The organism is Leptolyngbya sp. PL-A3 (genome assembly GCF_039962325.1).
Classification (GTDB): domain Bacteria; phylum Cyanobacteriota; class Cyanobacteriia; order Elainellales; family Elainellaceae; genus Vacuolonema.
Genome location: NZ_JAMPLB010000022.1, coordinates 26409 through 42524, shown reverse-complemented (window position 1 = coordinate 42524; position 16116 = coordinate 26409). Strand labels below are relative to the sequence as shown.

General features: G+C 52.8%; 9 protein-coding genes. 6 read left to right on the top strand and 3 right to left on the bottom strand.

From position 1 onward, the window contains the following. Positions 1–830 precede the first annotated feature (830 nt). Positions 831–4577: a DUF4347 domain-containing protein gene (locus NDI52_RS17520; RefSeq protein WP_190771611.1), complete on the top strand. Its 3747-nt coding sequence runs from the start codon at positions 831–833 to the stop codon at positions 4575–4577. 538 nt (positions 4578–5115) lie between these two features. Here the strand turns inward: NDI52_RS17520 and NDI52_RS17515 are convergent. Further along, positions 5116–5367: a TIGR02450 family Trp-rich protein gene (locus NDI52_RS17515; RefSeq protein WP_190771610.1), complete on the bottom strand. Its 252-nt coding sequence runs from the start codon at positions 5365–5367 to the stop codon at positions 5116–5118. Positions 5368–5600: 233 nt separating this feature from the next. Here NDI52_RS17515 and upp point away from each other — a divergent pair, with 233 nt between their 5' ends. From upp to NDI52_RS17490, 5 genes are all read left to right on the top strand, one after another. Beyond that, positions 5601–6251, top strand: coding sequence for a uracil phosphoribosyltransferase (gene upp, locus NDI52_RS17510; RefSeq protein WP_190771609.1), 651 nt, complete (start codon positions 5601–5603; stop codon positions 6249–6251). Between the two features lie 93 nt (positions 6252–6344). After that, a complete protein-coding gene (locus NDI52_RS17505; RefSeq protein WP_190771608.1) occupies positions 6345–6680 on the top strand; it encodes a hypothetical protein in 336 nt (111 codons plus the stop codon). A gap of 107 nt (positions 6681–6787) precedes the next feature. Beyond that, on the top strand, positions 6788–7699 hold the full coding sequence (locus NDI52_RS17500; RefSeq protein ID WP_190771607.1) for an endonuclease/exonuclease/phosphatase family protein: 912 nt from the start codon (positions 6788–6790) through the stop codon (positions 7697–7699). 1124 nt (positions 7700–8823) lie between these two features. After that, positions 8824–11091, top strand: a complete 2268-nt coding sequence (locus NDI52_RS17495) for an SH3 domain-containing protein (RefSeq protein WP_190771606.1) — start codon at positions 8824–8826, stop codon at positions 11089–11091. A gap of 365 nt (positions 11092–11456) precedes the next feature. Then, positions 11457–13127 (top strand): pseudouridine synthase, encoded by a 1671-nt coding sequence (locus NDI52_RS17490; protein WP_190789449.1) that lies wholly within the window; start codon positions 11457–11459, stop codon positions 13125–13127. A 279-nt stretch (positions 13128–13406) separates the two neighbouring features. Here NDI52_RS17490 and NDI52_RS17485 read toward each other — a convergent pair whose 3' ends face one another. Further along, complete coding sequence (locus NDI52_RS17485) at positions 13407–14213, bottom strand: inositol monophosphatase family protein (RefSeq protein ID WP_190771604.1); 807 nt, start codon at positions 14211–14213, stop codon at positions 13407–13409. Positions 14214–14329: 116 nt separating this feature from the next. After that, the gene (locus NDI52_RS17480) at positions 14330–15787 is read right to left on the bottom strand and encodes a BCD family MFS transporter (protein WP_347280065.1); all 1458 of its coding nucleotides are present in this window, start codon (positions 15785–15787) and stop codon (positions 14330–14332) included. Between the last annotated feature and the right edge of the window lie 329 nt (positions 15788–16116).

Here is a 16116-nt window from a genome sequence, read left to right as displayed (position 1 = left end):
TACTAATCTATAGGCTGAGACAATTCTGGAGAAAAACTTTTGTCGGCCATAGCACAGTAAATTAGGCTCCCAAAAACTGAATGGGTTGTTATGGCCCAAAATCTCATACTTGTCGCTATTTCCCTCAAGGCAAGGGGTTAAGTTTGCCGCCAAATACTTGCCTCAGCATTTCATACAAGGAAAAATAAAATCTGCTCACGGGGTCTTTCGGGCGAGCTTTGATATAGCCTCAGCTTTGAGAAGCCTTACGAGATAGGCAACGCCGCTTTCCCGACCGGATTGTGTCAACTAGCAATATAAATAGCTACTTATCGCCCGGAAGAGAGATGATGCATTCTAAAACTAACGTTACTAAACTTCTATTAGCTGAGCTCAGCAAATATTCAAAAAGTATTTAGATCAAATGAATAGAATAATTTAGCCAATTATGAGATTTTTATTTTTTACTGTTAAAGTTTGACTAAACAGTGAAAGTTTGAAGATGGCTTCATCTTTCCTCACACAGAAAGTAATCATTCTTGGGGTGCGTGTACGAGGGGACATCTACGCTATAAGATTTTGCAAATTAATTGCAAAAAAAACCTCGGAGATCTTGAATTTTTGACAAACATGAGCAACGAGAAATTCCTTTACAGCCTAACAAGGCTGTATCATAACGACGTTTCAGGGTGTGTTTTTATGAGTAACCGCCTTCACCAAAGTTACTCATTCAATCGTGAAAAGTTTTCTGGATTTTTCAAGGTTTCCTCAGACGGCATACAAATTCTGCCCCCTTGTACGCCGCCTGCTAAACCTTTCCTGCTCGCTATCTAAATTTTGAGGCGTCTATCGTGATTACCCAAGCTTCCCCTCATCTGCTGATTCTGGACCAGAGTGTAGAAAACTATGAGACGCTCCTGGCAGGTGTCTCTCATAGCTTTGATGTGATTCATTTGGACCCGAGCCTCGATGGTGTCGAGCAAATCTCCCTGGCTTTAGCCGAGCGAGTTGGGCTCCAAACGCTTCATATCGTCTCTCACGGTTCATCTGGCAGCCTTGCCCTGGGGAACAGCCCCCTAAATCGAATAACCCTGAATCGTTACGCCCCATCCATTATGGCTTGGGCCAAAGCTCTAGCTCCTAATGCCGAAATCTTCCTGTACGGCTGCAATGTTGCCCAAACCCTGGAAGGACAACAGTTCGTTAATGCCGTATCGGAGTTGACTGGAGCCGCGATCGCCGCCTCCACCACTCCCACTGGCTCGGCCCTCCTCGGGGGAACCTGGGACCTGGCCTACCGCACCGGTTCCATTCGCACCCCTCTCGCATTTTCAGCCCAGGCTCGGGAAGCATACCCAGCCGTGCTGGTTTTAGCCATACCCAACTTACTATATGGTGCTGCCATCTCAGGCGGTGGCACTAATACCGCCACCACGATTTACGAAATCGATACCGAAACGGGTAACGCGCTACAAAGAGGCCAGTTAATCGACACCAGGAATGGAGGATCAGATAACATTGGAACCTTTGCGATCGCTCGTGTCATTCAAAACAACGAAGGCCGTTTATACTTCATTGAAAATCAACCAAGTGCTGGCCTCGGTAATAACCCAGACCCACCACGCCGTATTGGTTACTGGGTTCCGTCAGCAACTGACCCCGCTGGGGTGACGACCATTCTTGCAACCATCCCAACGGGTTCGGGGATTGGCGATGTTCTCAAGATGGCCCAGTCAAGCGATGGAACGATTTATGCAATTGCAAATGCAACGGGTGGGTCAACTCTCTATACCATTAACAGTAATACAGGTATTGTCACACCACTGGGGGCTATCACAGGTCTTCCCAATGGCAGCGGTGACATGGCCTTTAACCCACAAAATCCCAACCAACTATTTGTCACCTCTTTAGTAGCTGGCAACGCTGCTGTACAGCTCTATAGAGTCAACCTGGCCACGTTGCCCACGTTAGAGGCACAACCAATTGGCTCAGCCTTGACTGAGGTGGGTTCGCAGGGGATTGGTGCTTTAGGTTTTGGGGAAGATGGCAATCTCTACATCAGCTCTACAGCTACCATCAATAACCAAACCGTCCGTCAGGTCTATGAAATAGACGAAACAACTGGCGCTATTGTTGGTGCCCCAAGAACTGTCCAAATACAGGGAGGCGGTGCACTTACAAATGATCTGAATGATTTCGGTAGCCTACCTACTCCAACACAGCAGATTAACCTGGAAGTCATTGCGGGGACTGACCTGCCACCAACTGTACGGGCTGGGCAGCAAATTACCTTTACGCTTCAGGTACGTAACACCGATCCAAATCTAGACGTTCGAGGTGCGTCGTTTACCTCCCTCCTCCCTCCCGAACTTACCAACATTACCTGGCAGGCACAGGGCGGTGCTGGCGTTACCTTCCCTGGTGCCTCCAGTGGCACTGGCAACCAAATTGACAACCTGGTTAACCTGAACGCCGGATCTACCGTCACCTACACGGTCACCGCAACTGTCGCTGCCGGAACCCCTGAGAATACAACCCTCACGGTATCTGGCCGGGCAGACCTCCCCCCCGGTCTTGTAGATAGCAACCCTGCCAACAACGTAGCCACCGATACCACTACCGTGGTTGATGAAGATGGTGGTTGCGTCGTTGGCACTCCCATTCTTGGCAATAGCCGCGCAAACCGCCTGGTTGGAGCCACTGGTATCATCGACACCATCCGAGGATTTGGTGGTAATGACGTACTGCTAGGGTTGGGTTGTCCCGACCTACTCATCGGGGGTTCAGGCAATGACACCCTGAATGGGGGCGCAGCCAATGACACCCTGAATGGCGGTGACGGACGTGACATTCTTACGGGTGCCATAGGTAACGACCGTCTGCTGGGTGCCAATGGCAATGATATTGGTCGAGGTGGTTTAGGCAACGACCGTCTCGAGGGCGGCAATGGTAATGACACCCTGAATGGAGAGTTGGGCAATGACTTCCTGAATGGGGGCGCTAATGAGGATAGGCTCTTTGGTAACGAGGGCACAGACCGTGTGTTTGGGGGCGGTGGCAATGACACCCTAGATGGTAATGCCGGAAATGACCGCCTGTTTGGTCAGGCTGGCAGCGATCTTGGCCGGGGCGGCGGCGGCAACGACTTCCTCAATGGTGGAAGTGGTACCGATACCCTCTTTGGGGGCGGCGGTACCGACAGCATCTTTGGGGGTATAGGTAATGATTTCCTCAGTGGAGATATTGGAAACGACCTGTTGCGGGGTGGTGATAATGCAGACCGCTTGCAGGGTGGTGATGGCCAGGATCAACTATTAGGGGATGACGGTGAGGATGTCTTAGCCGGTGGTGACGACGACGATATTTTGGATGGGGGTACCAGCAACGATTTGCTCGCTGGCGATAATGGCAATGACACGCTACGTGGGCAGGCAGGAAACGACACCCTACGAGGCAATGGTGGCACAGACACCATCTTTGGTGGCCTGGGTGATGACTTCCTCAACGGAGGTCTTGCTGATGACCAGTTGATCGGCAATGAGGGCAACGATCGCCTGCGCGGTGCCTCTGGAAACGATCGCCTCCGTGGGTTGGAGGGCAATGACTTCTTAAACGGTGGCACAGGCCTGGATACGATCAATGGCGGAGATGGTAACGACCGCATCTTAGGTGGCCTCGGAAATGACTTCCTGAAAGGTGGCTTTGGCGATGATGTGTTTGAATGCGGTGACGGAGACGATACCGCTAGCGGCGACACAGGCAACGACCGCATTTCAGGAGAGGCCGGAAGCGATCGCCTCAATGGAAGATTGGGGAATGATGTGCTGGATGGTGGTGCCGGCAGTGACAGCCTGAATGGCAGCCGAGGTCTCGATCGCCTGTTTGGACGAGCCGGAAGTGACCTTATCCTTGGGGCTCAAGGGACAGACACCCTGTTCGGCGGCGATGACAACGATACGCTGTTAAGCGGAACCCAGGATGACCTTGTATTCGGGGAAGATGGGGATGACAGTGTTGACGGAGGCCAAGGCAACGACTATCTGTCTGGTGGGCTCGGCAACGACAGTATCCTTGGCAGCACAGGCCGAGACTCTTTGTATGGACGGGAGGGTAACGACTTCCTGGAGGGAGATATTGGCCAAGATCTTCTGGCAGGAGGCGCGGGAGCAGATACATTCCAATTTGCGACTCCTAACCTAAATGAGACGATCTTCTCAGACTCAGTTGTTACCCAACCGGACCAAGTTGTAGATTTCGATCAGACCGAAGGCGATCGTTTCCGGCTCAGCTTTTCTGTGGGTGTCCTAACCGATCAGCCGAGTGCCTTGTTTAATGCTGGAACATTAACTGCAGATAGCTTACGGGCAGCAGTTGGTTTAGCCTTTGAAGATCGCAACTTCAAACAACCAGGTAAACAAACTGCCGTTGCCAAACATGCCATCTTCTTCCAATGGAATCAGCAGACGTATCTAGCAGTTAACAACTTCGATAAAGCCTTCAATGGTGGGCAAGACTTAGTGATCAACATGAACAATATGGTCTTTAAAGCCGGAGATTTGACCCGAGGTGCATTGACTGTGGCGGACTATTTTGCTTAAGGCAATGTTGCAGCCTCGGGTGACATCTGGGAGCATGGCGAATGGCGATCGCCATTCGCAATAGCCCACTCGAGCTACGTGTTAAGTGATCAGGAGAGCCTGGGACTTGGCTCCAGGCTCTCCTTTTGTCGTAACCAAACGTCAGTTCGGGATAAGCCGAACCGCCCATTATTGCGTGCGCGATGCGCACGCAATAATGGGCTTTTTCGAGTGCCGCGCTTCGCGCGGCACTCGAAAAAGCCCTTAACCCGAACTGAGGTTAACCAAACGATTGAAGTCCGATACGAATTCCGCCTTCGTATCGGAGCGGTCTCAGTACAGAACACAACCGCTAAAACCCAAGTTTTTCATTGTGGGGGCGAAGTTACGACAACAAGAAATCTCGGTTTAGTTGCGCATTGCGTGGCACTCGAAAATACTCTTCACTCGAACTGAAATTATTGGACCTCCTGCATAAGTCGGTTTTTAAGGAAGTGAATTGTTGCGCGGCAAAGCCGCGCAACAATTCACGCAGGCAGTTGATTGAAGTTGGCGATCGCTACAAAGGCATCTCAGAACCTGCTTGCTCCTGCAGAGACTTCCATCCCGCCTGCCAGAGACTAGCGTCTTTTAATTGCTTGGCACTCACCCAAAACCGCACCGATGGATCACAGGCAGCGACCATCTCCGCAAACACCCAGGAGCCTTCGTTTTTACGGTTCACCACCTGAAAATGTCGCCACCCCCAAGTTTCCTGGCGAGACGTCCATTTCGAACCAACAAGATAAGGAAACCGTTGTTTGCGAGCCATGATAGAAAACTCTGCTGGCAGCGTTGATCTATCTAAAATGGTACACTTTGAGGAGATTTGAAGCGTTGCTTTCCCGTGAGGTAGACCCACGTAAAATCAACGTTTGGCTACGCTTTTTGAGACGGCTTCTGACTGAGTGTTGATCGGCGAAGCGTTTACCTGGTGCCCTACTACAGGGCGCTACCTATCGGTGCTGTTATTCCGTTATCGTTTTACGCGATCGCCCCTGACTTATGGCTTTGCAACTGCGTGTTCATGTTCCCACCCACCCATTGATTCAGCACTGGCTGGGAGTTGTGCGAGATGAAACTACTCCCTCGGTACTGTTTCGCAGTGCTATGACCGAATTGGGCCGCTGGCTCACCTACGAAGCCATCCGTGATTGGCTCCCCACTGTCAGTACCGAAATCAATACCCCCCTGGCCCCTTGCCCGGCGACCTTCATCAACCCGGAAGTGCCCGTTGCGCTGGTGCCCATTCTGCGGGCTGGATTAGCCTTGATGGAAGGAGCACAGGCACTTCTGCCGCTGTCATCCATTTACCATATCGGGTTGTCTCGGGATGAAGAAACCCTTCAACCCCTCTGTTATCTCAATCGTCTCCCTAAAGCCTTTGCGCCCGAAACCCGTATCCTTATTCCAGAACCAATGCTGGCAACGGGGGGCACCATCGTAGCCGTGATGTCTGAGCTGACCGAACGGGGAATCGACCCCTCTATGGTGCGCATCATATCTGTGGTGGCCGCTCCTAACGCATTGCAATTACTAGGTGGACGTTATCCCGAAGTCATTATTTATTCGGCTGCCATTGATGAGGGGCTGAATGACCGGGGCTTTATCGTGCCAGGGCTAGGGGATGCAGGCGATCGCACCTTTGGGACGTGATAAACCGTTACTGTTCACCGCAAAGCCTTTGAAACTGCTGTAAGCTGTGGAATGGATGATATCCCTCCACCGCTCGTTTATCAGGAGAGGAGCATGAGTCAGCAAGACAACTTTTTAGGCGGGTTTATCCTGGGAGCCGTCGTTGGCGGAGCCGTCGGCGGCGTACTCGGTGTACTCACAGCCTCTCGGTTACCGAAGCAAAAACTTCAGGCCAAGACCGATGTCCTGGCTCGTCGCGCCCTGAAACGCCCCATCGAGAAGGGAGCAACCCCTCCCACGCCCCAAAGCATTGAGGCCGCCCGTCGGGGTTTGGAGGATAAGATTGCCCAACTGAATGATGCCATTGACGATGTCCGGCAAAAGCTGGGCACCGTAAACGGTAGCGCCGGGTTTGAAACGCGCGACGTGATGAGCGATCGTCCCGAGTAATTTGGCATTGTAACGGCCTAGAATCCCGACTTTGCCACACAAAACGCTGGTAAAGCCGGGATTTTGGGTTTCGAGAATGCCCATTCCTCTCATAGGAGCCCTGCGGTATGCGTGTCCGCATTGGAACGTTTAACGCTGAGAATTTATTTGCCCGCTTTCGGTTTCGGGATCAGGTTCTCCCCATTGCCCCGACTCAGCCCAGTTGGACGAGTGATGAAACTCGCTACGCCCCTTTCTCGGAACCTCGCCACCGCATCACAGCCGAGGCCATGGGTGCTATTCGAGCTGACATCTTAGGGTTGCAGGAAATTGAGAACCTACCAACCTTACGGCTTTTTTTAAAGCAATTTACCCTCTGGATGCCTGCGGAGGGCTATCCCTATCCTCTTGTTATTGATGGGAATGATCCACGGCAGATTGATGTCGGCATTGTCAGCCGTTTTCCTTTAGGAGCCATTCGCACCCATCAATTTGACCGCACCCCCGAGGGAGCTCATATTTTCTCACGGGATTGCCTGGAGGTGGAAATTTGCCTACCCCACGGCAAAACATTGACGATTTTCGTCAATCATTTCAAATCCATGGCAGAGAACCGAGACAGCACCATGGCGATTCGTCAAACCCAAGCAAAACGGGTCGTGGAGATTTTGCAGGAGCGGTTTGGCCCCGATCCAGGGGAGGCAGCCTGGGTGGTATTAGGAGATCTGAATGACTACCTCCCTTCCAAAGGCCTGGAACCTCTACTCAGCCAACCCTGGCTCGAAAATGTGCTGAATCGACTCCCATCAGCCGAGCGGTGGACCCATTACTTTGCTGAGCATGACACCTACAACCAGCTCGACTATCTACTCCTGTCACGCTCTCTAGCAAAGGCTAACCCTACAGCATTGCCCGAAATCGAACGGCGAGGGATGCCTGGACGAGCGACGAAAATTAAGGAAGCTCGATTTAAAGGCGTGGGCCACCGTAACCCCAAAGCTTCGGATCACTGCCCGCTTGTGATCGAAATTGATATATAGCGCTGTGCACGTTGGTTAAGTACGGTGATGTGGGGCACTTCGTGCCCCACATCACCGTTGCTGTACTTAACGCACTTGCACATTGCTATATAAGGATAAACACCCAAGCCATGCGGTAGTTAAGCAGGCAGCGTAGGCTTGCGTTTATGCCGTACCGCACCAGATCGGAAAGGGTTATGGATGCGTCAGATTACCTCCGTGCTGGAGCCGTTGATGCGATCGCTAGATTTAGTAGATTTTGACTCTTTTTTTGCTAATTTACGCTAGCAATAGAAGCAAGTCTTTTGCTCGATTTACCTTGGCTCTTTGCGATCCTTGAAACGAGCTTTTTATTGATGTCGTGGATCATCTCATATCACTTCGATGTGAAGAGACGCCTAATATTCTACATCCACCTAAGAAGGGCATAGAATATTAGGCGCTTCTTTAGATTGAAAAGACATTGGTGCTGTTTTAAGACTCTTTCCGGCCATATATAGGTGAGTACCTTTAGAACCTTAAAATGTAATCGACTGGACGGTAGCCTGAAAGTTTAGAACATGCGCTTTAACCGATCGCCCCAAAAACTACTACCAAAGTTAATTTCAAGCCATTACCTCTAAAACCGATCCGTTTCAGTGCCGAGCCTGTAAGGTTAATCAAGGGTAGAATTTTGCGCCTGAAAGGCAGGGAGTTAAGAAAAAACAAGTGTTCTTGTCCCATTTCTTAATGCTTACCCAGATTTAAGTTAAGGTTTTTGCTCTAATTACGTCCGGATCAGGATAGATTTTGAGGAAAGCTCATCGCCCTATTTATATAGACTAGGGCAGTAGTAGGGGGATAGCACTTTACACTGTCTCTCGTTCCCTGCCTTAACCCCAAATAAATGTGAGTTGAAGGATCGGGATGTGATCAGAAAGGGGGCAGAGCTATCACCTGATACGTATGATCAGTTGTGGAAAAAATAAACCCGGCAAAGGAAACTTTTGGGGTGCAATTGCATGATATTGAAACCCGGTAATTTTGTTTAGCGATCGCCAATTTTGTCGTTATTATTCTAGGTAAACGAATCTGACGAGCCGTCTGCCAGATTTTCGTCTCTGATGCCCACGTTGACCGCTTTAATTTTGATGAGGTAAAGCATCATGGAGTCCCTCGCCTATATCCACAATGCCGTTGCCTACGAAAGCAACGATCCTGTACCAGAGTTGCGACCGCTCCTGGCTGATTGGGAAATCCCTAGCTCTGCGTGGATTGCGACCTCCACATTAGTGATCACTCTACTAGTGACGGGAGTGCAGCAAGAGGCGATCGCAGCCGTTACCGGCGTTGTCCAAACGGGGGGCGCAACCCTCAACGTACGTAAGGCACCTGATGGGCCAATCGTCGGCACACTTCCCAACGGCTCTACCTTGCAATTGACCGGGCGCGCCCGAGATGGCTGGCTAGAACGAGCCGATGGCACCTGGGTTATGGCGCAATATGTGCAGCCACCGATGGATCAAGCTGCTGCTCCCAAGAGCGGCTCGCCCCAAGCAGCGCCCCAGGGCAACACAGCTCAGAGAACCACACCGGCGGGTGGTACAGCCCAGGCAGCACCTCAAAGCGGCAACACTTTCGTCGCCTATGCCCGCACTAACGGAGCTCCACTCAATGTGCGGAGTTCTCCCAATGGTGGTGTCATCAGTACAGTACCCAATGGCGGAGAGTTACGATTAACCGGGCGCAGCAGCAACGGCTGGCTAGAACGCACCGATGGTACCTGGGTAGCTGCACGATTCGTTCATGATACTCCTCCAGGTCGTACCGCCGCGACGACCCCCAAAAACGATACTGCGGTTGCCACAAATCCCAGCCCTAGTGCAGCCCAGGGAGGTTCGACACGGGTAGGCTATGTCAGCACAGGGGGCAACCCCCTGAATTTCCGGAAATCTCCGGGGGGTGAAGTAGCAGGCCGTTTAGCCAATGGGACTCAGGTTGAACTGACAGGCCGAGAACAAAACGGGTTTCTAGAACGGACTGATGGTACCTGGGTGCAGGCTCAGTATATCCAGTTCACTCCACCTGCGTCGCCCTCGCCTGCCCCTGCGGCATCAGCGTCGCCCAGCCCGGCTGCTCCAGCGTCGCCTGCCCCCGCAGCACCAGCGTCGCCTGCCCCTGCGGCATCAGCGTCGCCCAGCCCGGCTGCTCCAGCATCGCCTGCCCCCGCAGCATCAGCGTCGCCCAGCCCGGCTGCTCCAGCATCTCCGAGCCCAGCGGCCTCAGCATCGCCCAGATCGGCTCCTGCTACAGCTCAGTCCCCCAGACCGGCTGCCCCTCCCGCCCCAGCAGCACGCACCTCGGCTGCACCAGCAGCAGCGCCCAGTCCAGCCAGTGCTTCCCAGGCTACGGTCAGAACCAACGGCACCCCACTGAACGTGCGCAGTTCTCCAGGAGGGGCGATTGTTGGCAGTTTACCCAACGGGAGCGTGATTGAGCTCAGCGGCCGACAGAGTGGCAGTTGGACCCAACGGAGCAACGGTACTTGGGTGGCCAGCCAGTTTATTGGTCCCCAAAGCAGTGGAAGTGATGCTTCAGTTGCCTTTGTACGCACTAATGGTAGCCCGCTGAATGTGCGCAGTTCACCGGACGGCGCTGTAGTAGGAACCCTGCCCAATGGGGCACAGGTTGAGTTAACAGGTCGCCGCAGTGGCGAATGGGCACAACGGACCAACAGTACATGGATTTCTAGCAACTGGCTCTCAACCAGCGGCAGCGGTGGTAGTAGCGGCGGCAGCAGTGGTGGCGGCACCGGCAGCGATGCTAGCACAGCCTTCGTGCGGACCAATGGGACGCCGCTGAATGTACGCAGTTCGCCCGGTGGAGCCGTCATTGGGACACTACCCAATGGTTCGCAGATCGAGCTGAGCGGTCGTCGGAGTGGCGAATGGGTACAACGCACCAACGGCACTTGGATCTCCGGCACTTGGATTTCCACGAGTGGTGGTGGCACGACCCCACCCCCGGATCAGGGTGGTGATGCCTCGACCGCGTTTGTAAGCACCAATGGGACACCGTTGAATGTACGCAGTTCGCCGGGTGGAGCCGTTATCGGTACCTTACCGAGTGGTTCTCGGGTCGAGCTGAGCGGTCGCCGCAGTGGTGAGTGGGTACAACGGACCAATGGCACCTGGATCTCGGCCAACTGGATCTCCACCAGTGGTGGTAGTGATGGCGGTGTTGGCGGACCTGATGCGACTGCGGTCGTCACGACGAATGGAAACCCCTTACTGGTCCGGAGTTCGCCCGGTGGCAGCGTCATCGGCGAGTATGCCAATGGCACACGGATTACCCTCAATGGGCGCACATCTGGAAACTGGGTTCAGCTGAATAATGGTGGTTGGGTTTCTGGTGACTGGGTGAGCCGGTTATAGGTTACGGCGATCGCGCCACACCCCAGGAGAGCGTGGACTTTACGCCCACGCTCTTGCAAAATTCAGCTCTCTTTTTGAGGCCAGGATAACGAATCCCATAAAACCCGGATTTTTGTGTGGCAGCACAGGGGAGCCGTGCTTTCCACACAAAGTCCGGGTTTTATTTTGTACAAGATTCTCGGTGATGTATCAATAACAGGACTTATGCATTTGTGTTGTAGGTGGGGTGCTTCGCACCCCACCCACAACACAAATGCACTATGGATAGCGGGCTTGTGTAAGTCCTGAATAGAATGAGTGCAGCTAAGGCTGTATCTATCAAGTACGCATGCGTGGGGGATCACGCGTGGATTCAGGCATCCAGCATGGTTGAGTTTCAGACACTTTTGAGATGGGAGCATGATGGTGAGCGGGTCAGCAGCCATTCTTCCTACTGGTATGAAGGGCGTTGTCCCTATCGAGGCACGTTGTTGCGGTTGCCACGAACGGCGTTGGTAGAGGCGATCGCTCACGAACTCATGCAACAGCTTGCGGACGACCCCCGCTACTCTCGCGAGGGCAAAATGTATGGGGTGCTGCTTGTTGAAACGCCAACGGGACTTCAAGTCCTAAAGGCATTTTCTGGGCTGTTGAATGGCGAGAGCCAGGTAGCAGGCTGGCTGCCTCCCATTCCAGGACGCGAACACGTTGCTCAGGAAGAAGCCCGTACCCTGAGCCAATTGGAAACGATTAAGCAGCATTTGTTGACCCTCCAACATCTGCCAGAACGACAGCAGTATGCAGGGCTAGTTGAGGAATTTGCAACTCAGTTACAGCAGCTATCGCAGCAGCAGCACCCGAGAAAGCTGGAACGGCAGCAGCAACGGCAGATCGCACTCGACACTCTAGATGGTGAAGCCCTGGCGATCGCCCTTAACCATTTGGATGACCAGAGCCGCCGGGACGGTATTGAACGACGCAACCTTAAACGGCAACGGGATGAAGCATTGCGATCGCTCAAGCTCACCATCGAAGCAGCCGATGCCCGCATTCGGGAATTAAAACACGAGCGCAAAGCCTTATCCCAGCAGCTGCAAGCCCAGATGCATGCCGTCTACCGCCTCACGAATTTTGCCGGTCAATCCTTAACCTTGCAGGATGTGATCACCCACGGGGCAATTCCTACCGGAACAGGTGATTGCTGTGCCCCAAAACTTTTACATTACGCGGCAATTCAAGGTTATAAACCGCTATCAATGGCGGAGTTTTGGTGGGGGCCGTCGACATCCAACGGAGACAAAGTGCAGGGAGAGTTTTATGGAGCCTGTGCGGAACGATGCCAGCCATTGATGGGATTTTTATTATCCGGGCTATCTGGAAAGGGCTCCTTCATGGCGGCGATCACAGGTGAGAAAAGTCGTGATGCCAACCAATCCCTTCACACGATATATACGGATGAATGGTTAATCGCTATCAATAAACCGGCTGGATTGTTATCTGTGCCAGGGCGAAGCAGCGATCGCCAGGATAGCGTCCTCAGCCGTCTCCAATTATGCGAGGGAATGGGTCTGATTCCAGTCCATCGCCTCGACCAGGATACCTCTGGCATTCTCCTGTTAGCCCGTGATTTGGACACCTATCGTCATCTCAGCCGACAGTTTCAGCAGCGGCAGGTTCACAAAGTATACGAAGCCCTACTTGTAGGCCATCCCGAAGCCGAGAAGAATGTGATTGAGTTACCCTTATGGGCGGATCCGAGCGATCGCCCCTACCAAAAAGTTGATGTGGAACGTGGAAAACCCAGTGTTACCCATGTCCAAATTATTAGACAGGATGCAACAACAACTCGTGTAGAATTCATCCCCCTCACGGGGCGTACCCATCAACTACGAGTTCATGCCGCCCATCCAGAAGGGCTAGGGGCACCTATTTTGGGCGATCGCCTCTATGGAACATCCTCACTTGACAAAAGACTCCACCTACATGCCAGAGAATTGCGTTTTCAGCATCCCCACTCTGGCAAATGGATTCATCTAAAAACTGAGACCCCATTTTAATTAACCTGAGTTCGGGTTAAGGGCGTTTTCGAGTGCCGCGCGTTGCGCGGCACTCGAAAACGCTCATTTTGGCGTGCGCTTTGCGCACGCCAAAATGAGCACTTCAGCTTATCCCGAACTGAGGTTAATTAGGACTTAGGGAACGCCTATCAAATCCGCTTGAATAACCAACCATAAAAAGAGGTGGTGTCGCGCTGAGCGCCACACCACCTCTTTTATAAATGGGATTCGTCCTGGCAAAACTGGCCTAGCCAGTTCTGCCCCAAAATTCAAGGCCCGTTATCGTACAATTTCCTGAACCAATGGGACAAACGTATCGACTTGTTTTTCCTGGTTCACAACCAGCGTAGGGTAAGGCTTTCGACCATAGTCCTCACCCGGCACCAGGGGAAAAATGGGATCATTGTTGAGAGCGTGCCAGGTTGCCCCAGCCGCCTGGGCGATCGCCCACACCGCTGCGATATCCCAAATCTTGGGCGTAGCCTCCACGCCACCCAGAGCCGCTCCCGCTGCCACTGTCAGCAAGTTATAGCTCGCCACACCCAGCATTCGAATCTTGCAGGGAAAAGGCTTTTGCATGACTGTTGTACTACGAGCACAGAGGTTAAAGAGCTGATTACCGGACGGCTCTGCGGTGCTGGCATGAATCGGTTCACCATTACAAAACGCCCCCGTTGGCCCCGTTAAACCAGAGTTGCCATACCAGTAGCCATAAAAGTGGGCTCGGATGGGCGGCACATAAATATGACCAAACACAGGAGTGCCTTTGTACAGCAGCCCCAACGAAATTGCCCACAGGGGAATGCCCCGAGTGTAGTTCGTCGTGCCATCCACGGGATCGATCACCCAGCACCACTCCGTATCCGGAAAAACGTGAGTGGTTTCTTCACTGAGAACACCGTGTTCGGGAAAGGCTTGGGCGATCGCCTGCCGCAGGGTTTCATCCGCCCACTGATCGGAACGAGTAACCAGGCTGCCGTCGTCTTTTTCAACACCCTGAACATGACCGAAGTCTTTCAGGAGTTGTTCGCCAACGGTGGTGGTCGTGGTTTGGGCGAAGGTTTGAATAGCGTTCCAGTCGGGCATGAGGATGGGCAGTGGTAAAGGGAACGTAGAAGCGTGGGTTAGGACGTGCTTTAAAGCTAGCGAAAGGGAGCATTATTTGTGCGCTATGGGCACAAAAACGGCTTGTCAGACAGGCCCTAGTCCATGTCGCTAGCGATGGCCGCCGCAATGGCATCTTTGGCATCAGCCTGAAATTCCTGGATGCTGACTCGGCTCAGGAGGAAGATGGCAACGATCATGCCAACAGCCTGGGTCAGGAAAACGAGGGTATAGGCAGGGAGAACGCTGGGGCTGGAGGCAAAGAGCGATTTGCCCAGGTCAAGGACGCCACCGCCGAGAAGAGTTGCGCTACCCCGGGCGATCGCCTGAGCCAGACCCCAGGCCCCGATGAAAGTGCCTGCGGTTTCAGCAATGGTCAGGTCTAACATGAGAACAATCGCCCCCAGGGTCAGAATGCCGGAAGCAAGGCCAAAGCAAAAGACAGCGGCCATCAAAAATGGGGGCTGTCCGGTGGTGCCCGAAAGGGCAATCATTCCCAGACAAAAGGCGGCCCAGAAACAGCCAATTTTGACGGTACGCTGCTTACCGATGCGGGGCACGATGAAAAATCCGGTCAGAATAATACCGATCAGAGTACCCATGCCAAACGCAGCATTAAGCTGGGTCGTCTCAGAGATGAGCATCCCAAAAACCTCGCCACCATAAGGTTCGAGGATGGCATCCTGCATGAATAGGCTAAGGCTCAGCACCAGCAGGAAAGAGAAAAACAGCCCTGTTTGGCGGCTGGCGGTGAGAATGCGTAGAGCACGACGTAGGGTAATGCCGTCTTCCCGGTTTCGCAGGGAGGAACGGCTGGTCAGACGGGAGTATTTGCGCTCAATGCCGTAAGTACTGGCGATCGCCAATATACACACAATAACCGGAGCAATGATAAACAAGCGATTAATTGACGCTTGCACCTGGTCTACTGATGAGTTGAGTGCCAGAGATTTGAGCACGATGGAGGTGATGATCACGCCAACGATAATGCCAACCATCAACATGGCCCAGCCAATACCGATGAGGCGCGATCGCGTCTTATCATCGGACACGTCCACCAACAAAGCGGTAAAGGGGGTGGATGTCGCACTCAGCGCCAGACCATATACCGCAAACACCAGAGCTAGCAAGGCGACCCAGGGATAAGCATGGCTGCCCCAGCCCAGATTGGCCATGCTGGCATTCAGCTGCCAAACCACCTGCACGGCGATAAAAGAGGTGATGGCCATGGAGAGAATACCCAACCAGATGTAGCCGCTGCGGTGGTACCCCAGTAATGGTTTCGAGTCAGACAATTGCCCAAACCAAACGCGAGCAGGTGCCATGAATTGATGAACGGCGATCGCCCCCGCTGCAATTAGCGCCGGTACTTGCAACTCGTCAATCATGACCCGATTCAACACCCCCAGGGTCAACAGAGACATAATCCCCAACCCCATATTGAAAATGCCTAACCGCAACATTGTCAGCAGGCCGATTGTGGGAAGTTGGTCTTCCGAAACTACACCCTTCTGCAATGGGTCAGATGCCGAATCTAAAAACTCTTCTCGTGCCATTTTTCCCTCTTACGCCCGTGAAAAGCAGTTGTCTCAATCAAGATGTTATCGAACTCAATCCTAGGATAGAGGGTTACCTCCAGGGCCCGTTTTAAGAGTTGTTTTTTCGCATGGGAAGGTATGCAGGCTTTGATGCAGTTTCAAGGCATATCCTAATTTGGCGGAACCTGGTTGTGATGAGTACCTGTTAGAGATTGTTTTTCTTGCTCAAAGCGCAAGAAAAACAATCTCTAACAGGCATCTATTTGTAACGCTGAGCTTGTGAGCACTCCAATTCCAAAGAAACTCTCACAATTTGCGAAAGAGTCGTCCATGGAGCGTACAATCGA